We start from the raw sequence: 19221 nt of genomic DNA, 5'->3' as shown, positions 1-19221 counted from the left end.
CATGACCTCACTGAGACCGTAGTTGTCTGTCGCGGTGATCTTGAGTCTCTCCTGGATCTCCTCTCTCATGCCTTCCGACCACGGCTCCGCACCGAAGAGCCCGTGCTTCAGGGAGAGGGTATTAACGTTTATCTCCATCTCTTTCATCATATCCGCTATGAGGAGAGCGTAACTCGGGGTGGAGACGAGCGCAGTAGTCTTGAAATCCTGCATGATCTTCACCTGTCTCCTCGTATTGCCGCTCGATATGGGAATGACCGATGCACCGACACGCTCGGCTCCGTAATGGAGGCCGAATCCGCCGGTGAAGAGACCGTACCCGAAGGCTATCTGGATCACGTCGTCTTTCGTGATACCTCCCGCCGTGAGAATTCTCGCAACAAGGTTCGACCATGTCTTGATGTCGTTTCTTGTATACCCAACCACCGTTGACATTCCGGTCGTACCGGAGGAGGCATGAATCCTCACCACCTCCCTGAGCGGGACAGCAAACAATCCGTAGGGATAGTTATCACGCAGGTCATGCTTCGTCGTAAAGGGAAGTTTTCTCAGATCGTCTAGGGAACGAAATTCGTCGGGGTCAATTCCGAGTTTATCAAAGGTTTTCCGGTAGAAGGGGACATTCATGTAAACCCGCGCTAATGTCGCCTGAAGCCTCTCGAGCTGCAGCTGTTCCAGTTCTTCCCTTCCCATGGACTCATTATCTGGTTCCCAAAACATACCTTCCTCCCTCTTTATCTAGAGATCAATTTCTGAATCAAGGTCCCGACCGAGATATGCCCTCTGCACGTCCCGGTTTGACAGGAGGTCCTCCGCGGCACCCTGGAGAACAATCCTTCCCGTCTCAAGGACATACCCGCTGTCGGCTATCCTCAGTGCGCTCCGCGCGTTCTGTTCGACGAGGAGAACCGTGAGGCCGTAGCGGTCACGAAGTGAACGAACATACCGGAATATTTCCTTGACGATGAAGGGTGCGAGTCCCATACTCGGTTCATCGAGAAGGAGAAGCCTCGGTCGCGCCATGAGCGCACGTCCGATGGCGAGCATCTGCTGCTCCCCTCCGGAAAGGGTTCCCGCGAGCTGAGTCCTCCGCTCCCTGAGAACCGGAAACATGGAGTAGATATTCTCCATGTCCTCCCTGATCTCCTGCGATCGCTTCATCGAATGTCTGTGAAAGGAGCCGAGGAGCAGGTTGTCTTCGACGCTCAGCGGCTTGAAGACGAGTCTCCCCTCGGGTACATGGGCGATCCCCATTTTCACGATCTGTTCGGGGGTCTGCCGTGCAATATCGACGCCGTTGCAGAGTATGGTCCCGCCGCTCGTTCTGATGAGGCCGGATATGGTGGTCAGGAGTGTCGTCTTACCGGCACCGTTACCGCCGATGAGGGCGACGATCTCACCCTTCTTGACATGGAGAGAAACTCTCTTGATCGCATGTATCTTCCCGTAATAGACATCCGCGTTCTTCAGAATCAGCATCGCCCTGCCTTATCCCTCTTCCTCGACCCCGAGATACGCGGCTATGACATCGGGATTCTTCTGGATTTCGAGCGGCGCTCCCTCCGCGATGACCTCGCCGAAGTTGAGAACCGTTATCCTGTCGCTTATCCTCATCACGAGGTCCATATCATGTTCGACGAGGACGATCGTTATGCCCCGTTCTTCGCCGATCCTCTTGATTATCGCGCCGAGATTGCGTGTTTCCCGCATGTTCAAGCCGGCAGCGGGCTCATCGAGAAGCAGGAGTCTCGGCTCGGAGGATATCGCCCGCGCGAGTTCGAGCAGACGCTGACTGCCGAAGGGCAGTTCGTGCGCCATCATGTCGCCGGCATCCGTGAGACCGACGAATCCGAGTTCCCTTTCGGCATGTTCCCTGCACGCGCGTTCGCCTTTCCAGTATTTCGGGGTCCTGCCGAGAGAATCAAGGATCGAGTAATTCACCAGTCTGTGGCATCCGGTCATCACGTTTTCGAGCACGGACATGTTCGTGAAGATCTCGAGGTTCTGGAATGTTCTCACAAGGCCTGCCCTTCCCCGTTCGTGAGGAGGCATGCGCGTAATGTGACTGCCGTCAAACTCGATCATTCCGTCATCAGCGTTCACGAGACCGCTTATCACATTCAAGAGCGTCGTCTTACCCGCGCCGTTCGGTCCGATGATGGCGGTGATACTGCCTCTCCTGACCGAAAAGTTCACCCCGTTGAGGGCTTGAACTCCTCCGAACCGGACGGCGACTTTCTCACATTTCAGGATTTCTCCCTCAGAGCCCGACATTCTCTCCTTTCCCGCCTCTCACCAGTTTCAACAATTTCGCGCAACCTCCTGCAATACCACCGGGGAGAAAAACCATGCAGACGATAAGGATTGCGCCATAGAGCAGTATCTCAATATTCTCGAACGTCCTCAGGAATTCCGGCAAGACGGTCAGAAAAAGGGCCCCGGTTACCGCGCCCCAAATGCTTGCCATGCCTCCGAGAACAACCATGGTAACGAGTTCGACGGAGAAGTTAAACCCGAAAGACGAAGGGGCCACAAAGGTGATAAGGTGTGCGTACAGGACCCCCGCGATGGCGGCGAAGAGCGCTGAAAGGACAAAGACGAAAATCTTGTATTTCGCTATGTCAATGCCTATCACGAGGGAAGCAACTTCACTGGTATGAATAGCCCTGAGAGCCCTTCCGACCCTCGAATGGATGAGGTTGAGCGAGACAAGGATGACGCAGGCGAGAATGATCGCCACAAGGTAGTAGTACGAGAGATCGGATTCGAACTTGTAACCGAAGAGGGTGAGACGGGGTATCCCGGTAAAACCTGAAGGGCCTCCGGTCAGACCTATCGTCTCATTAATAACGATGTAGATGATGATACCAAAACCGAGGGTCGCCATTGCGAGATAGTGCCCCTTCAGTTTCAAGGTCGGAATCCCAATGAGATACGCAACTATGCCCACAAGGGCTATCCCCGCACTCATACCGACTAGAATCGGCAGAGATAAGGTCGTGGTTATTATGGCGCTCGTGTAAGCGGCGAGGCCGTAAAAGGCAGCATGACCGAGGGATATCTGGCCGGCATATCCCATGAGGAGATTGAGCCCGACGGCAATAATGGCATGGATCCAGGAGAGGGTGAGGGCATTAATGTAGTAGTCATTCGTGAGCAGCCGAGGCACCGCTCCGACGAAGACAAGGAACCCCGCGACAGCGGCGAGATCCCTTCTGAAACCCTGCACCTTATACCCTCTCGACCCTGGTCTGGCCGAATAGTCCCGATGGCTTCACGAACAAGAGGATGAGCAGGACAAGAAAGGCAAAGGCATCCTTGTATGCCGATGAGATAACCCCTGCTCCGAAAGATTCGAGAACGCCGAGCAAGAGTCCTCCCGCTGCGGCACCGAAGGGGTTGCCGAGTCCTCCGATGATACAGGCGGCAAATCCCTTGAGGCCGAGAAGGATTCCGACATCGTAGGAGGTCATCGTCACCGGTGCGAGGATCGCCCCTCCCACTGCCCCCACGAGGGCCGATATCATGAAGGAGAGGAGCACCATCTTCTGTACCCCGATCCCCACAAGATAGGAGGCCTTCCTGTCGTACGAGCAGGCAAGCATGCCCTTCCCGTAAATCGTCTTCGTAAAGAAAGCCCTCAGGAGAAAAAGCAGCGAGAGGGTTATGGCGAGTATCCATATGCTCTGCGTCGTTACCGCGACACCACCGAAGGTGAGCGGCGCGCTCCCGGAAAACTGAGGAAGTGCGAAGGTGTCCTTTCCCCAGATGAGCATTGCGAGTCCCCGGGTGAATATCGAAACGCCTATGGTTACAATGATGAGGTTGATCACCGAGGAATCCTTCACCGGTTTAATGGTAAACTGCTCTATGGCGGCGCCGACAAGGGTCGTAACGAGCAGGGAGAAGAGCACAGAGAGAGGAAGCCCAAGATGAAGCCATTTGAGAAAAAAAACCGAGAGCATTCCGCCGAGCATGACAAACTCGCCCTGAGCGAAATTGATGATGCCAGTCGTATTAAAGATAATGGTAAAGCCGAGGGCAGTGAGGCCGTAGGTGCTGCCCACGGTCAACCCCGATACGAGAAACTGGAGGTAGCTCGAAATTCCCATCTACTTCTTGATGATCTTCCAGTCTCCCCTCTCGATGACGACCATTTCAAAGGAATTTTCGTCGAGACCGTTGTGGTCCTCGGGCGAAAAATTAAAGACGCCGGTGATGCCGACAAACCCTTTTGTCTTCTCGACGCTATTGCGGATATCGGCAGGGTTTGAGGACTTACCCGTCTCGACCGCCTTGGTGACGAGCGTGAGAGCATCCCCCGCATAGGCTCCGAAAGAAGAAACCGGGGCCTTGTATCGCGACTCATAATCCTTGATATACTTGAGGAGAATCGCCTTTTGTGGATCGATGCCGGGGATCTGGTCTGCCACGATCAGCTTTCCGGCGGGAAGCATGATGCCTTCCGCCGCTGAACCGGCAAGCTCGATGAACTTCTTCGAAGCGACACCGTGACTCATGTAAAGCGGAATGTCCATCCCGAGCTGGACCCTGTTCTTGGCGATGACGGCCGGTCCCGGATTCGTTCCCCAGCACACGATCGCTCCGGCTCCCGATCCCCTGATCTTTGTGAGCTGGGCAGTCATGTCCGTGTCCTTCGGACCATAGACCTCATCGGCAACAATTTCCAGCCCCATCCTTGGTGCCAGCTCCTTGAGCACTTCCCTTCCGGATTGCCCGAACCCGTCCGAAACCGTAATGAGTGCAATCTTCTTCGTCTTCTTCGCTACGAGCGTGTCATAGATCTTCATCACAGCGAGTCTGTCGGACTGAGGCGTCTTGAAAACCCATTTCTTAACCGGTTTCACGATCTTCTCTGCCGCGGCGCATGAGATGAGAGGGATATTCGCTTTTTCGAATTTATCTTCGATGGCAAACGTGTTTCCTGAAGTGGTAGGTCCGATCACCGCCATGACCTTGTCCTTCTTCAGGAGTTTATCAGCGGCAAGAACGGCCTTGTTCACATCGGACTCATCGTCATAGACAATGAGTTCTATCTTCTTCCCCGAAACTCCCCCTTTGGCGTTGATCTGATCCTGGAGCATTAGCGCCGTATTCTTTTCGGGTTCCCCCAGGAATGATGCGGGACCCGTCACCGAAAAAATCGCCCCTATCTTGAGGGCATCCTCAGCGAATGCAGCGGAGAGACTCAGGGCAACAAGTGACAAGGCAGCGATACAGAGACTGACTTTTTTCATGCCTCCTCCTTTTGTCCTCATTTCACCCTCTTCCATTCACCCTTCTCGATGACGACGATTTCAAAAGCGTTTTCATCGAGTCCATTGTGATTGGAAGGGGAATAATTAAAGACCCCTGCGGTTCCGACGAACCCGGTAATCTTCTCGAGATTATCCCTGATCGAGGCAGGATCGGCAGACTTCCCCATCTCTATCGCTCTTTCGACCAGGAACAGCGAATCCCATGCGTGACCGCCGAAGGTCGAAACAGGAGATTTGAATCTTGTCTCGTATTCCTTCTTGTACTGAAGGAGAATTTTTTTCTGCGGATTACTGTCGGGAATTTGATCAGCAATGAGGAGCCTGCCTGCCGGGAGATAAATGCCTTCCGCAGCATCACCGGCAAGTTCAATGAACTTCTTTGATGCAACTCCGTGACTCATGAAGAGAGGGAGCGTGATGCCGAGCTGAACCCTGTTCTTCGCGATAATGGCAGGTCCGGGATTTGTGCCCCAACAGACTATGCCCTCGGCCCCGCTTCCCTTGATCTTGGTCAACTGCGCGGTCATATCCGTATCCTTGGGGCCATAAACCTCATCAGCGGTGATTTCGATCCCCATCCCCGGTGCGAGTTCCTTGAGCACCTCTCTCCCGGACTGACCAAAGCCGTCTGAGACCGTTATGATCGCTATCTTTCTTATGCCTTTCGTTCTCAGGAATTTATACAACTTCGCAACGGCATGCCTGTCCAGGGGCGCAACATTGTAGACCCATTTCTTAACGGGCTTCACGATTTTTTCCGATGCCGCCATCGAGACGAGGGGTATCTGCGCCTTGTCGTACTTGTCCTCCACGGCGAGGCAGCATCCGGACGTCGTCGGACCGATAACCGCGACCACCTTATCCTTCTTCAAGAGTTTCTCCGTAGCCAGCACGGCCTTATTCACGTCGGTCTCGTCATCGTAAATCACGATTTCTATCTTCTTCCCCAAGATTCCGCCCTGGCTGTTGATCTTGTCCTGAAGCATGAGCGCGGTATTTTTTTCCGGCTCTCCGAGGAATGACGCCGGGCCCGTGGCCGATACAATCGCTCCTATCCTGATCGTGTCGTCTCCAAGAGCAGGTAAGACACTCAGCCCTATGCACCACAGGGTCACGATAAAAAGCCTCATCGCCTTCACAGTTCCCTCCTTTTACTCTTCAGATTTGACAGTGATCGGAGAGGGGGTCAGAGCGCGTAAACCTCTTCCCCTTTCAGTATCCTGATGCCTGCCTTCATGAGGGCATCAATCGCCTTTTCGAGCTCGTCGAAGCGGAATATGATAATGGCATTGCCGCCGCTCTTCTGAACAAAGGCATACATATATTCGACATTGATGCTCCCGTCCCTCATAATATCGAGAATCTCGGCAAGCCCTCCCGGTTTGTCAGAGACCTCAACCGCTATTACCTCCGTCTTCCCCACGGTAAACCCGTTATCCTTAAGCACCCCTTTTGCCTTTTCCGTATTATTGACGATCAGCCGCAGGATGCCGAAATCGCTCGTGTCTGCGAGAGAAAGGGCGCGGATATTGACTCCGGCCCGAGCCAGTACACCTGCGACTTCTGCAAGCCGGCCCGATTTGTTCTCAAGGAATATCGATATCTGTTCTACCTTCATAGCTTCCCCCTTTAGAGCTTCCTCTTGTCGATGACCCGCATCGCCTTGCCCTCACTCCTCTGGATCGTCCTCGGCTCCACGAGTTTCACCTTGCACGAAACCCCGAGGAGGTCTTTGATCTCCCTCTCGATCCGCTTCCCGAGTTTCTCGAGGATCTTGACTTCGTCGGAGAATATGTCTTCGCTCACCTCGACGCGAACCTCCATGACGTCGAGAGACTCTTCCCTGTCCACGAGAATCTGATAGTGAGGCTCAACCCCTTCGACGCTCATCAAGACATGCTCGATCTGCGACGGGAAGACATTGACTCCCCTGATGATGAGCATATCATCGCTCCTGCCGGTTATCCTCTGCATACGGTAAAAAGTCCTCCCGCATGCACAGGGTTCGGGGATCAACCGCGATATGTCCCGCGTCCGGTAACGTAAAACCGGAAAGGCCTCCTTCGTGATAGTCGTGAAGACAAGCTCCCCCGATTCCCCCGGTCCAAGGACCTCACCCGTCTCGGGGTTGATTATCTCCGGGATGAAGTGGTCTTCGAAGACATGGAGACCTTTCTTCCCTTCAATGCACTCACTGGCAACGCCGGGTCCCATAACCTCGCTGAGGCCATAAATGTCTATGGCCTTGATGCCGAGTTTCTTCTCGATCTCCTCCCTCATGTTCTCGCTCCAGGGTTCTGCGCCGAAAAGACCGACCCGGAGCTTCACGGCTGATGGGGACACATTCATTTCCTTCATGACATCGGCGATGTTCAATGCGTATGAGGGCGTGCAGAGAAGCACGGTGGAACCGAAATCCTGCATAATCATGATCTGCCTCTTCGTATTCCCGCCCGATATCGGAATGACCGCTGCACCGATCCTCTCAGCGCCGTAATGCGCCCCCAGCCCTCCTGTGAACAATCCGTATCCGTATGCGTTATGCACGACGTCTCCCTGATGGGCGCCTCCAGCAGAAAGGGTCCTCGCCATGAGCTCCGCCCAGGTGTCGATATCGCGCCTCGTGTAACCGACGACCGTCGGCTTCCCCGTTGTCCCGGATGACGCATGGATGCGGACCACCCGTTCAAAGGGAACGGCAAAGAGTCCGAAGGGATAGTTCTTCCTCAGGTCTTCTTTTGTCGTGAAGGGAAGCCTCCTGAGATCCCCGAGGGTTTTGATATCAGCGGGCTTGACGCCAGCATCATCCATCTTCTGACGGTAATAGGGAACCGCGGCGTATTCCTTCTCGACGAGTGCCTTCAATCTCTTCAGTTGCAGTGCCTCGAGCGCCTCACGGGGGAGCGTTTCAAATTCCTCATTCCACAGCATGGCTACCGACTCACCTCCTGTAACATTCTGATTTCTTCTCTGCCCTTGAGAAAAGCTTGGCTGTTAACGTTACGGAATTTCTCGGCCACTCTTTCGCTGATTACATCGAAGAATGCCGTTTCTTCTATGGGGAGAAAAACGGAAAGGGCCCCGACCAATATCATATTGACCGCGCGAATCTCTCCGAGGTCGGCAGCTTTCTCAAATGCATTGACCGGAAAGACGGCGATTCCTCTCCTCCTGAGTTCCTCCATGACGTCCGTCGGGTACCGCTCGACCCCCGTAGCTACTGGTGAGGGTAATATCTTCTGAGTATTAACAATCACCCTGCTCTGCTTGTTCAGATAGGGAAGATACCTCACCGATTCGAGCATCTCAAAGGCAACCTCGATATCGACCGCTCCCGGTTCGATCAGGGGCGAGTATACCTTCTCTCCGTATCTCAGATGAGCCACAACGGAGCCGCCGCGCTGCGCCATTCCGTGCACTTCGCTCTTCTTCACATCGAATCCGGCCTTCATGAGGGCGAAGGAAGTTATCTCGCTGGCGAGGAGTATTCCCTGCCCACCGACCCCGCAGAAGATGACGTTACCGCTCTGCACGCTCACTCTCGTCAAGGACGATCGCCTCGAACTTACACAGTGTGACGCATTGTGCGCACCCGTCACAGAGGACCGCGTTGATCCGCGCGTAGCCCTTCTGTTTCTCCTTAAATCCGAGTTTTTCGGCCTCCTCTTCGGTTACCGGCACCCATTCAATAGCCGGGCAACCGATCCTCAGACAGGCCCTGCAGCCGGTGCAATTTTCGGGAAGGATCATATAGAGAGGTTTATCCTTTCTCTTCCTCATCTCCGGCAGAAGGACGCAGGGATATTTTGTGATGACGACAGAAGGCTCAGGACGTTCGATCTCCTTCTTGAGAATCTTATACGTCGCCTCCAGATCATTGGGGTTTACCGTATATACGTGGCTGATCCCTATCGCCCTGCAGAGTGCCTCCAGGTCTATTACGGTGCTGTAGTCCCCGGTGACCGTCATGCCCGTAGTCGGATTCGGTTGGTGGCCGGTCATCGCCGTTGTCCTGTTGTCGAGGATGACAACCGTAGTAAATCCCCGGTTATACACGACATCGATGAGCCCCGTTATCCCCGAATGGATGAACGTGGAATCGCCGATGACCGCAATGACCTTCCCGAGGGCCTCTTTTCCGAGCGCCTTCTCGATCCCGAAGGCGTTTCCGATGCTCGCACCCATGCAGACACAGGAATCCATGCCGGCGAGGGGTTTCAGTGCCGCGAGCGTGTAGCAGCCGATATCCCCAGACACAAAGGCACCGAGCTTAGCAATAGCATGGAAGATTCCCCTGTGGGGGCAGCCGGGGCAGAGGTTCGGTGGTCTCTGCGGAATCTCGACGGGCTCGAAGAGATCATCTCTCTTCTTTCCCGTTATCGAACTCCTTACTATGTAAGGATTCAGCTCTCCGAAAGGAGGAATGAGTTCTTTCCCCCTGCACGCTACGCCAAGGGCCTTTACATGAAGCTCGATGAAAGGATCGAGCTCCTCGACGACAAATACCTCATCAACCTCCTCAGCGAAATTCTTTATCAAGGTTTCAGGGAAGGGATAGACCATCCCCAATTTCAGCACAGACGCCTCAGGAAAGGCCTCTTTCACATAGAGATAGGAGACTCCCGATGTGATAAACCCTCGCCCCTTGTCCCCCCATTCGATCCTGTTCTCGGGAAAGGTCTCTGCGAAGGCACGCAGTCTTTCCATTCTCCGCTCCAGTTCCCGCCGCCTCTTCCGGGCATTCGCGGGGAGCATGACGAATTTCTCGGGCATCTTCTCGATACCAGCCTTCACCCGGGAAGGCCCAACATCCCCGACCGAGACGAGCCCCTTCACATGAGATACTCTCGTCGTCGTCCTGAAAAGTACCGGGGTATCAAACTCCTCACTGAGGTCGAAGGCGATCTTCATGAATGCCCTTGCCTCGGCAGGATCGGACGGCTCTAACATCGGGATCTTTGCCGCAAAGGCGTAATTCCTGTTGTCCTGCTCGTTCTGGGAACTATGCATCTCGGGGTCGTCCGCTGTGATGATGACGAGGCCGCCCCTCACGCCGGTATAGGCGGAGGTGAAGAGAGGATCGGCAGCGATATTGAGGCCGACGTGCTTCATCGAAGCGACTGCCCTCACGCCCGCGAAGGAAGCCCCTAAAGCAACTTCAACAGCCACCTTCTCATTCGGAGCCCACTCAGCGTACAGACCTTCATACGTTGCAATATGCTCGAGTATCTCTGTCGAAGGAGTTCCGGGATATGCTGAGGCGACCTTGACCCCGGCCTCATAGGCCCCGCGGGCTATCGCTTCATTGCCTGAAAGCAATACTTGTTCTCTGACTGCGTCTCTTGATTTCATTGTTCGCACGCAAAAAAAATTCGGAGTTGTAGGTTATCATACCACTACGTTATTTTCAACAGAACAGTCAGACGGAATTGAGCAGCTTCATCGCGTTTTCCCTCAGGATGAGGGCTTCCCGCTCCTCTCCAAGCTTGAGCTCCCTGAGAAGCGACACGGCCTTCCCCTGATCGGTCCATGGAGAATCCGTACCGAAAAGGACATGCCCTGCGGGATGGCGTAAGATGATTTTCCTCGCCTCTTCCCTCGTCAGCTGCTCGAGGGAGAAGGATATCTCCATGTAGATATGCTTCCCCACGAGGTGTCTCTCGACCTCTTCCCAGTCATCCCATGCCCCGAGATGGGTTGTGACCATTTTCAATGCGGGAAAGGCTTCGAGAACCTTCACTATCTTTACGGGATCTGCCTTCCGTATCTTCTCAAAGGCGATGTCGAAACCCGTATGTATGAGAACAATCAAGTTCTCTCTTTCAATCCTTTCGTATACCGGAAAGAGCCTCTCCTCATCGATGGCGAAGTCCTGATAATAGGGGTGGAATTTTATGCCCTTGAACCCCTCATGTCTTATCTGCGCTATCCGCTCGGCGAACATCGGGTCATCGGGATGAAGGGAGGGAAAGGGGACGATCCGCTCCGATCTGACCTCTCTGGACCAGGATATGATCGACTCGAACTGGGACGGTTTCGTCGCGATAGAACATATGACACTCTTCTCGATACCGTTTCTGTCCATAGAACGAAGGAGAGACGAAACCTTCCCGTCGAGACAGGCCTTGATGCCACCCTCCTCTTCAAGCGCCCTTATCGCCTTGTCGGCGAGGGCGTCGGGAAAGGCGTGCGTATGAAAATCGATGATGCCTCCCGTGTCTCTCACGTTCACCATCTTCTCGCGAAAGTCCCTTTCTCCTCCACAGAGGAATTCGGATGCAAACCTTTTTTTATTATACGCGGAGGAGCCGAATTCCTCTATGCCCTACCAGGAAATCTATTACTGTTTCTTATAAATACATAAGCAAATTATATTGGTATTCCCCCTCTTCTTATCCTTATTATTTAGCAAAAAAAATAGTACGTTCGTGGAGTTTGAAGGGTCAGCACCCTTGCTAGGTAAAGGGAGAATGAAGGGGAAGAAATAGATAGGGACATTGTCCCTGAAAAATCAATGGACGGAGGGGTTGGAAGGTGAAAAAGAATGTTGTGTGCTTCTGCATTATCCTCTCGGTGAGTCTCATCTTCGTCGCGTCGGTCTTCGCGGAAGATCTGAAGTTCGATTACGGCGGATCCTTCAGATTGAGGCAGGAGATCTGGGATGATGTTGTAACCCTCGGAACGAGCGACAAGGGAGCCGCCGCCGACAGGAACTTCTTGCGGTGGAGAACTTCTATTTGGGGCAGCGTGGATTACGAGCAGAAATTCGGTGCTTACCTCAGGTTCACGAATGAGATGTTCTGGTATGGCCTCGGTCCCTTTAAGCCCGCAGAAAACAGTACATCCCAACCGGGAGGGGCGAGCGGATTTTATGCCGGTGAGCTTGTTTTCGATAATCTCTACGCCGATGGAAACAGCATATTCGGCCTCCCCGTCGACCTGCGGATTGGGCGGCAGGATTTCCTCGGTCCTAATGTCTACGGAGAGGGATTCCTCTTCATGGACGGAACGCCCGGCGACGGATCGAGGACCTTTTATTTTAACGCCTTCAAGGCACGGGTAAGATTTGCGCAGTCCGCGAGTTTGGACCTCATGTATATCACGGACCCCAAGACCGACATATACCTGCCCTCGCTCCACGAGGGCACCAAGGTGCAATTGTGCGGTTCCAATGAGCAGGCATTTGTCGGTTACGGAAGGATCAAAATAGATACGGTCCAAGTCGAGCCCTATTATGTGTACAAAACCGAGCAGCCCATCACCCCGAATCAGCAGCTCAGGCTCAACACAGCCGGGGCGAGGGTCGTAGCGTCTCCTGCCGGCGGATGGAATATGGGAATTGAAGGCGCCTACCAGTGGGGAAACTACGACAGCGGGTCGCAATTTAACGACAGGAGAGGATACGGGGGATATGTCTTTGTCGGCCGTAAATACGAAAATGTGGGGCTGAAGCCTGAGTGGGACCTTCGCTATATCTATCTCTCGGGCGACGACCCAAAGACGACAACCAAAAACGAAACATGGGACCCCCTCTTCTCGAGGAATCCTTATTGGAACGAACTCTTCATTTACACCCTGATACCGGAAACCACCCGGTACGGCGGCCCGATACCGGGCTACTGGACCAATCTGGAGCTCGTAAAGGCATCGTTGAAAGTAAACTTCTCGGAGGCAACTTCCTTTACCGGCACGCTTCAGTATCTCTGGGCGCCTCAAAAGACTGCAGGCCTGCCGTCAGCAATGTTCACCAACAACGGCCATGGAAGGGGATATTTGCCAACGGCACTCTTGAGCCACAGATTCACGAAGAACCTGGACGGATTTCTCCAGCTCGAATATTTTGTGCCCGGAGATTTCTATAATTCAAAGGACAACGCGACCTTCTTCAGGTGGCAGCTCCAGTATAAAATCTGACCTCTCGTTGAGAGCGTATGAGAAGACGTAAGAAAACCCCGCCGATTCCGGCGGGGTTTTCTTATCGACAATTCACTATGATCGCCTCGAACGGTTCTCGGAAATCACCACTTAATCAGCGCAGACGCCCAGGTAAGCCCTCCGCCGAATGCTTCAAGGAGGACATGCTCGCCCTTCCTTATCCTCCCCGTCCTCACCGCTTCATCGAGGGCCAACGGAATCGATGCGGCAGAGGTGTTGCCGTACCGGTCCAGGTTGATGAGAACACGTTCAAGGGGGAGATGCAATCGCTCGGCCGTTGCCTGGATAATCCTCAGGTTTGCCTGATGGGGTATGAGGAGGGAAAGCTGGGACGGCTTGAGTTTGTTCTCCTTCAAGGTATCGACGACAAGCGCTTCGAGCGTTCGGACGGCGATCCTGAATGTCTCATTCCCCTTCATTTTGATGAAATGCATGTTCTTTCTCACCGTTTCCTTCGAAGCGGGATTCCGTGAGCCACCGCCAGGGGTGTGGAGGAGGTTCCACATGCTCCCGTCAGAATATATTTTTACGGACATGATTCCCCTCTTCTCCTTCGTAGCCTCGAGTACCGCAGCACCGGCGCCGTCGCCGAAGAGGACACACGTCGTTCTGTCCTCCCAGTCCGTAAACTTCGTGAGGACCTCCGAACCGACGACGAGAACGCGCTTCGCGTTTCCGCTCTTTATGAATGCGTCAGCGACTGAAAGACCATAGATAAAACCGGAACAGGCTGCGTTCACGTCGAAGGCGGCAGCCTTCTTCGCGCCGAGCCTGCCCTGAAGGATGCATGCGGTCGCCGGCAGCAGCATGTCGCCGGTTACCGTCGCTACGAGAATCAGATCGATATCCTTCGCCTTCAATCCGGCGCTTTTCAGAGCGGCCTTTGAAGCACAGTAGGCGAGATCGGAAGCCGCCTGCTCCTTTTCGGCCACCCGTCGTTCCTTTATTCCCGTCCTTTCCGTTATCCACGTATCGGACGTATCGATCATCTTTTCGAGTTCGTGATTCGTGAGGATTCTCTCCGGAACATAGGATCCGGTCCCTGTTATCCTGGACCTGATCAAGCACCGTCTCCTATAACGATATCGCAGAGCGGTTTCAGGGAAGGGAGATTATTAATCTCATCAATGATCTTTTCATAAACCTTTTTCCTCGAAAACTCATGAGCGACCCTTACGGCATTTCGTATCGCCTTCGCCGAGGACCTTCCGTGGCTGATGATAGAGGTGCCGTTGATGCCGAGCAGCGGCGCGCCGCCGTATTCCGCATAATCCGTCTTCTTCTTGAATTTTCTCAGCGCCGGCTTCATAAGCAGATATCCCATCCTTCCCGTAGCAGCATCGGATATCTCCCGCTTGAGCATCTTCATGATCACCTCTGCGAGTCCCTCACTCGTCTTGAGCACGATATTGCCCACAAAGCCGTCACAGACCACGACATCGGCATCGCCCGAAAAAATGTCTTTTCCCTCAATATTGCCGATGAAATTCACCCCGGCATCCTTTATGAGCTTGAACGCCTCCTTCGTCACAACATTCCCCTTCGTATCCTCCTCACCGATGCTCAGGAGCGCAATCTTCGGCTCAGGGATATCGAACATCGCCTTGCAGTACGCATCACCCATGAGAGCAAACTGAGAGAGGTTCTCCGGCGTGCAGTCGACGTTTGCACCGGCATCGATAAGCACAAAAGGGCCTTTTAACGTCGGCATGATAGTCGCGATGGCGGGCCTGTCAACGCCCTTCGATGCACCGAGCATGAGGAGGGAGATCGCCATGGCGACACCGGAATGACCCGCACTCACCACGGCGTCGGCCTCTCCGTTTTTCACCAGTTCTACCGCCCTTTTGATCGAAGAGTCCTTTTTCTTCCTTACGGCAATAAGCGTGGGTTCATCCATCTCTACAGTCTGAGATGCATGCTTTATCTGGAGCCTGCTTGGGGGGTATCTCTTTCCGGTCAGCTCCCTCAGGATCGAAGGTTCGTCTCCGACGAGGGTGATATCGATATCTTCGCTCTCACCAACCGTTTCTACGGCACCCTCGATCGTTACGGCAGGCGCAAAATCGCCTCCCATTGCATCAAGGGCAATCCTCATTCCTTCTCGAGCGTCTCAAGAACCTTACGACCGTTATAGGAACCACAGCTCGCACACACCCTGTGGGACTCCTTCATCTCCTTGCATTCGGGACAGGCGCTGAGATTCGGCATCGCGCCCTTCCAGTTTGCCCTCCTCTTGTCTCTCCTCGTCCTCGTATGTCTATGCGTGGGGTTTGCCATCGTTACTCCTTTCTATCATCCAATAATTTTTTTAACACCGCAAGTCTCGGGTCAGCACTCGTCTGTCTGCATGAACAGGTACCGGTATTCAGATCCGTTCCGCAAATCGGGCAGATCCCCCTGCATGATTCGCTGCAGAGGGGTTTGATCGGAATATTCAGGATCACCTGCTCCTTAACAAGCTCCAGGATGTCGAGTTCATCACCTGAATAAAAGCCCATGTCAAGTTCATCGTCTTTGACTTCATGTCGTTCTTCGCCTTTCAGGTCATCGAGGGGGTGGTAGACCGCATTGACTTCGATGTCCGTATCCCGGGGAAAGAGCTTGAGACATCTGCTGCACTGAAGTTCAAGGGAGGCTTTCACTTCGCCCGCGATGAGAACCTCGGAACTGAACTTGTCGACATGGAGCGAAGCCTTGACCGGAGAGAGCGCTTTGAAGGGTCCTGACTCGAAGGCATCCTCAAAGGCCAAATCAAGCCCGTCTTCCGTTATGTCCGATAACAGTATCTTCATTGTAAAAGAACACCGCTTGAGTTCTTAACCCCGAATGCTCTTCAGCGAGGGTATCCCCTTGTCAAAATTCATGGAGGGGAAAATCATCCTTAATCGTCTTGAATTATAACAGAATATTCAGGCTGATTGTCAAATCTCCCTCGCCCTGTCCTTCGGCTGCAGTTCGATGACTTTCGACTCTTCCTGCTGCATCGTCGAGCGGCCCTGGAGTATGCCGCCTTCCACTACCGTAAGCTTTGCCGTACTTATATCGCCGATGACCAGCCCCTTCGGCCTGATCTCGAGGACTTCCCGGGATGTGATGGTGCCTTCAATCCTCCCGCCCGCAATCACCCCTCTCGCGTTCACATTGCCCTTCAGTCTCGCCCTCTCGCCTAAAACGACCCAATCTGCCTCTACATTCCCTTCAAGGGTTCCGTCTATCCTGAGCGTTCCCTTCGTCTTTATGTCGCCTTTAAAATGGCTGTTACTTCCGACGAACGATTCGAGTTTCTCCGTGTTTCGTGAAAACATATTCAGCTCCTTACATCAAGAAACGGCTTGGGATTTATATGTCTTCCATCCTTCCATATCTCATAATGGGAATGACTTCCCGTGCTGCTTCCGGTCGAACCCGCATAGGCGATGATGTCGCCGCGATTGATCCGCTGTCCGACGCGGACCGCAAGGGTCTTGTTGTGGGCGTAGAATGTGGAATAACCGAACCCGTGCTCCAGGCCGACTAAATTTCCGCTGCCTCCAGACCACCCGGAGAAGCTCACAACCCCGTCAGCTGTCGCCCTGACAGGGGTACCGCGTTCCACGGAGATATCCACTCCCGAATGAAAATCCTCCCCTCCGTTAATCGGATTCTCACGGGGTCCGTAGGCCGAGGTAATTCTCCCCGTCACAGGCCATCCCCTGGGGGTTGCCTTGTAGATGTCTCTCTGCAGAAGCAGGTATTCCCTGATTTCCTTGACCGTCCCTACCGTGTTCCTGATCTGCCCCTGCAGCGCTTCAACATCGATCGACCCGCTGTCGGAGGCAGGGATGTTTTCGAGGATCCTCTCCTTTGTCCCGAGAGAGAAGAGGCTCCTGAATTCGTATTCGGACCTTTTCAACGCATTCATCGTCGCCTTCAACTCAACGAACTGCCCCGTGTAGTAGTCGAGTTTTTCCTTCATCATCCGATATTCGCCGACACGTACGGCAATCGACAATAGATAGAAGGAGCCCATGATCAACAACATCGCCGAAAAAACGATCCCGATGGAAGGTATCTTAAGGTTGAAGGGTTTGGAATTGCTGTGGGGTATCAACATGATGGTTACCGGAGTAAACGCCTTCCTGATAAACCCTCTGAGCCTACCCATTCCTTACCTCCTTTCTTCCTTTCACGATAGTGCCGATGACGGAGGAATCAAAACCCCGTCCCTTAAGAAGGGAGACGGTTTCTTTCGCTTCCTCCTCTGAAACGACCATGATGAAGCCGATTCCCATATTGAATGTCCTCTTCATGTCCTCAAGAGGCACCCGCCCCATTTCCTCGATGACCCTGAATATGGGAGGAACAGACCACGTATCTTTTCTCAGGATCGCACCGAACCCGTCAGGGAATATCCTCGGGAGATTGCCGGGGATTCCCCCTCCCGTAATGTGGGCCATCCCCTTAACCCTCACAACGCCCCTTACTGCCTCGAAGGCCTTTACGTAAATCCGGGTCGGTTTGAGAAGTTCATCTCCGAGCGTTGTCCCTATTTCAGGAATATAGGTGGATACATCCATCTTCAGGCTGCCGAAAAAGACCTTCCTCGCCAAGGAATAGCCGTTGCTATGCAGACCTGTTGATGAAAGACCGACTAGGGCATCACCCTCACGTATAGCTGATCCGTCGATTATTGCGCCTCTGTCAACGATGCCGACGGCAAAGCCCGAAAGGTCATACTCATCGTTCTGATAGAAGCCGGGCATCTCGGCGGTCTCTCCGCCGATGAGGGCGCATCCCGCCTCCCTGCATCCGTTGACAATACCTTCGATTACAAGAGCGGCTTTCTCCGGCGAGAGTTTTCCCGTCGCAAAATAATCGAGGAAGAAAAGCGGTTCTGAGCCGCTCGTCAGGATATCGTTGACGCACATCGCCACGAGGTCGATCCCGACCGTATCGTGTCTGCCGACCAGAAAGGCTATCTTGAGCTTCGTCCCCACGCCATCCGTTCCACTGACGAGGACCGGTTCCCGGTACTTCTGAATATCAAGCCTGAAGAGAGCGCCGAAAGAGCCGATGTCGGTCATGACACCCTCCCTGAAGGTCTTCCGCACGAGCGGCGAGATGAGATTCACGAACCGCTCGCCTTCTTCGATATCAACGCCGGCATTTTTGTACGTAAGTTTTTCCATGAGCCTGTTTTCTTAACTGGGGGGATGAAGATTTACTCCCTATTTTGCATAAAGAGAGGTCAAAGTCAAGCTCTTTTCTCTCCCATAAATTCATACCCTTTTCCTCGAATGTTTCGCCAAATCTCTTATAGCGAAACTTACACCCGCCTACGTCTTCAGAGGGGGCTGCATTGCGTTACGGCGTCCAAAAATGTTAAAATTTTTAAATTTCAGCGGATGGAGGAGAATTCGATGCCGGAAGAGAAGATTCCCGTGGGACTAACCTTCGATGATGTCCTGCTCCTGCCGTCCAAATCAGATATCCTGCCGAAAGACGCTGATATCACGACGCTCCTGACGAAATCGATCGAAATCAACATTCCGCTCATCAGTTCGGCCATGGATACAGTCACCGAGGCTGCCATGGGTATCGCGATAGCGCGGGAAGGTGGAATCGGCATTATCCACAGGGCGATGTCCCCCCAGCGACAGGCCATAGAAGTCGATAAGGTCAAGAAATCGGAAAGCGGCATGATCATCGATCCCATTACCATCGACCCCGGAGCCCCCATATCAGAAGCTCTGAAGCTCATGGAAAAGTACAGGATTTCAGGCGTTCCCGTCACCGTAAACGACAAACTTGTGGGGATTCTTACGAACAGAGACCTGAGGTTCGAAACGAAGCTCACGAAAAAAGTTTCGGAGGTGATGACAAAGGAAGACCTCATCACGGCTCCCGAAAAGACCGGCCTGGACAGGGCAAAGGAATTACTCCACAAATACAAGATAGAGAAACTTCCCATTGTCGATAAGGAATTCAACCTGAAAGGCCTCATAACCATTAAGGATATCGAAAA

The 19221-nt window shown here is 53.4% G+C and carries 21 protein-coding genes; 2 read left to right on the top strand and 19 right to left on the bottom strand.

The features are described 5' to 3' along the window. The 12 genes from VEI96_01270 to VEI96_01215 form a co-directional block, all read right to left on the bottom strand. A partial coding sequence (locus VEI96_01270) for an AMP-binding protein (GenBank protein HXX56614.1) occupies positions 1 to 720 on the bottom strand: 720 nt, incomplete at its 3' end. An 18-nt stretch (positions 721 to 738) separates the two neighbouring features. Further along, positions 739 to 1479: an ABC transporter ATP-binding protein gene (locus tag VEI96_01265; GenBank protein ID HXX56613.1), complete on the bottom strand. Its 741-nt coding sequence runs from the start codon at positions 1477 to 1479 to the stop codon at positions 739 to 741. A gap of 9 nt (positions 1480 to 1488) precedes the next feature. Next, the gene (locus VEI96_01260; GenBank protein ID HXX56612.1) at positions 1489 to 2274 is read right to left on the bottom strand and encodes an ABC transporter ATP-binding protein; all 786 of its coding nucleotides are present in this window, start codon (positions 2272 to 2274) and stop codon (positions 1489 to 1491) included. Continuing rightward, positions 2261 to 3229, bottom strand: coding sequence for a branched-chain amino acid ABC transporter permease (locus tag VEI96_01255; protein ID HXX56611.1), 969 nt, complete (start codon positions 3227 to 3229; stop codon positions 2261 to 2263). The genes VEI96_01260 and VEI96_01255 overlap by 14 nt, the downstream gene beginning before the upstream one ends. A 1-nt stretch (position 3230) precedes the next feature. After that, the gene (locus VEI96_01250) at positions 3231 to 4112 is read right to left on the bottom strand and encodes a branched-chain amino acid ABC transporter permease (protein HXX56610.1); all 882 of its coding nucleotides are present in this window, start codon (positions 4110 to 4112) and stop codon (positions 3231 to 3233) included. Further along, positions 4113 to 5258: an ABC transporter substrate-binding protein gene (locus tag VEI96_01245; GenBank protein ID HXX56609.1), complete on the bottom strand. Its 1146-nt coding sequence runs from the start codon at positions 5256 to 5258 to the stop codon at positions 4113 to 4115. It lies immediately after the preceding gene. 17 nt (positions 5259 to 5275) lie between these two features. Further along, positions 5276 to 6409, bottom strand: a complete 1134-nt coding sequence (locus VEI96_01240) for an ABC transporter substrate-binding protein (GenBank protein ID HXX56608.1) — start codon at positions 6407 to 6409, stop codon at positions 5276 to 5278. A 56-nt stretch (positions 6410 to 6465) separates the two neighbouring features. Beyond that, on the bottom strand, positions 6466 to 6897 hold the full coding sequence (locus VEI96_01235; GenBank protein HXX56607.1) for an ACT domain-containing protein: 432 nt from the start codon (positions 6895 to 6897) through the stop codon (positions 6466 to 6468). Positions 6898 to 6908: 11 nt separating this feature from the next. Beyond that, positions 6909 to 8210, bottom strand: a complete 1302-nt coding sequence (locus VEI96_01230) for a phenylacetate--CoA ligase (protein ID HXX56606.1) — start codon at positions 8208 to 8210, stop codon at positions 6909 to 6911. Between the two features lie 2 nt (positions 8211 to 8212). Next, positions 8213 to 8818, bottom strand: a complete 606-nt coding sequence (locus VEI96_01225) for an indolepyruvate oxidoreductase subunit beta (protein HXX56605.1) — start codon at positions 8816 to 8818, stop codon at positions 8213 to 8215. Continuing rightward, the gene (gene iorA / locus VEI96_01220) at positions 8799 to 10631 is read right to left on the bottom strand and encodes an indolepyruvate ferredoxin oxidoreductase subunit alpha (protein ID HXX56604.1); all 1833 of its coding nucleotides are present in this window, start codon (positions 10629 to 10631) and stop codon (positions 8799 to 8801) included. The genes VEI96_01225 and iorA overlap by 20 nt, the downstream gene beginning before the upstream one ends. A 67-nt stretch (positions 10632 to 10698) precedes the next feature. Beyond that, entirely contained in the window at positions 10699 to 11514 is an 816-nt protein-coding gene (locus VEI96_01215; protein HXX56603.1) for an amidohydrolase family protein, read from the bottom strand. 299 nt (positions 11515 to 11813) lie between these two features. On the opposite strand from VEI96_01215, the gene VEI96_01210 reads away from it, so the two are divergent. Next, entirely contained in the window at positions 11814 to 13193 is a 1380-nt protein-coding gene (locus VEI96_01210; GenBank protein HXX56602.1) for an alginate export family protein, read from the top strand. A 104-nt stretch (positions 13194 to 13297) separates the two neighbouring features. Here the strand turns inward: VEI96_01210 and VEI96_01205 are convergent, their stop codons facing one another. The 7 genes from VEI96_01205 to purM form a co-directional block, all read right to left on the bottom strand. Then, positions 13298 to 14278 carry a beta-ketoacyl-ACP synthase III gene (locus tag VEI96_01205; GenBank protein ID HXX56601.1) on the bottom strand — a complete coding sequence of 327 codons (981 nt, stop codon included), beginning with the start codon at positions 14276 to 14278 and terminating at the stop codon, positions 13298 to 13300. Next, positions 14275 to 15312 (bottom strand): phosphate acyltransferase PlsX, encoded by a 1038-nt coding sequence (gene plsX / locus VEI96_01200; GenBank protein ID HXX56600.1) that lies wholly within the window; start codon positions 15310 to 15312, stop codon positions 14275 to 14277. The genes VEI96_01205 and plsX overlap by 4 nt, the downstream gene beginning before the upstream one ends. Beyond that, a complete protein-coding gene (rpmF, locus tag VEI96_01195) occupies positions 15309 to 15494 on the bottom strand; it encodes a 50S ribosomal protein L32 (GenBank protein HXX56599.1) in 186 nt (61 codons plus the stop codon). Before rpmF ends, plsX begins: the two co-directional genes overlap by 4 nt. Before the next feature lie 2 nt (positions 15495 to 15496). Further along, positions 15497 to 16009 carry a DUF177 domain-containing protein gene (locus tag VEI96_01190; GenBank protein HXX56598.1) on the bottom strand — a complete coding sequence of 171 codons (513 nt, stop codon included), beginning with the start codon at positions 16007 to 16009 and terminating at the stop codon, positions 15497 to 15499. A gap of 129 nt (positions 16010 to 16138) precedes the next feature. Then, on the bottom strand, positions 16139 to 16522 hold the full coding sequence (locus VEI96_01185) for a polymer-forming cytoskeletal protein (GenBank protein ID HXX56597.1): 384 nt from the start codon (positions 16520 to 16522) through the stop codon (positions 16139 to 16141). A 2-nt stretch (positions 16523 to 16524) separates the two neighbouring features. Beyond that, on the bottom strand, positions 16525 to 17361 hold the full coding sequence (locus VEI96_01180) for a M23 family metallopeptidase (GenBank protein ID HXX56596.1): 837 nt from the start codon (positions 17359 to 17361) through the stop codon (positions 16525 to 16527). Then, positions 17354 to 18385, bottom strand: a complete 1032-nt coding sequence (gene purM / locus VEI96_01175) for a phosphoribosylformylglycinamidine cyclo-ligase (GenBank protein HXX56595.1) — start codon at positions 18383 to 18385, stop codon at positions 17354 to 17356. The genes VEI96_01180 and purM overlap by 8 nt, the downstream gene beginning before the upstream one ends. Before the next feature lie 231 nt (positions 18386 to 18616). Here purM and VEI96_01170 point away from each other — a divergent pair. After that, positions 18617 to 19221, top strand: a 605-nt coding sequence (locus VEI96_01170; protein HXX56594.1) for an IMP dehydrogenase, incomplete at its 3' end; no start/stop codon positions are given.

This window comes from Thermodesulfovibrionales bacterium, assembly GCA_035622735.1.
GTDB lineage: Bacteria > Nitrospirota > Thermodesulfovibrionia > Thermodesulfovibrionales > UBA9159 > DASPUT01.
This window is presented reverse-complemented; position numbering and strand designations above follow the sequence as displayed.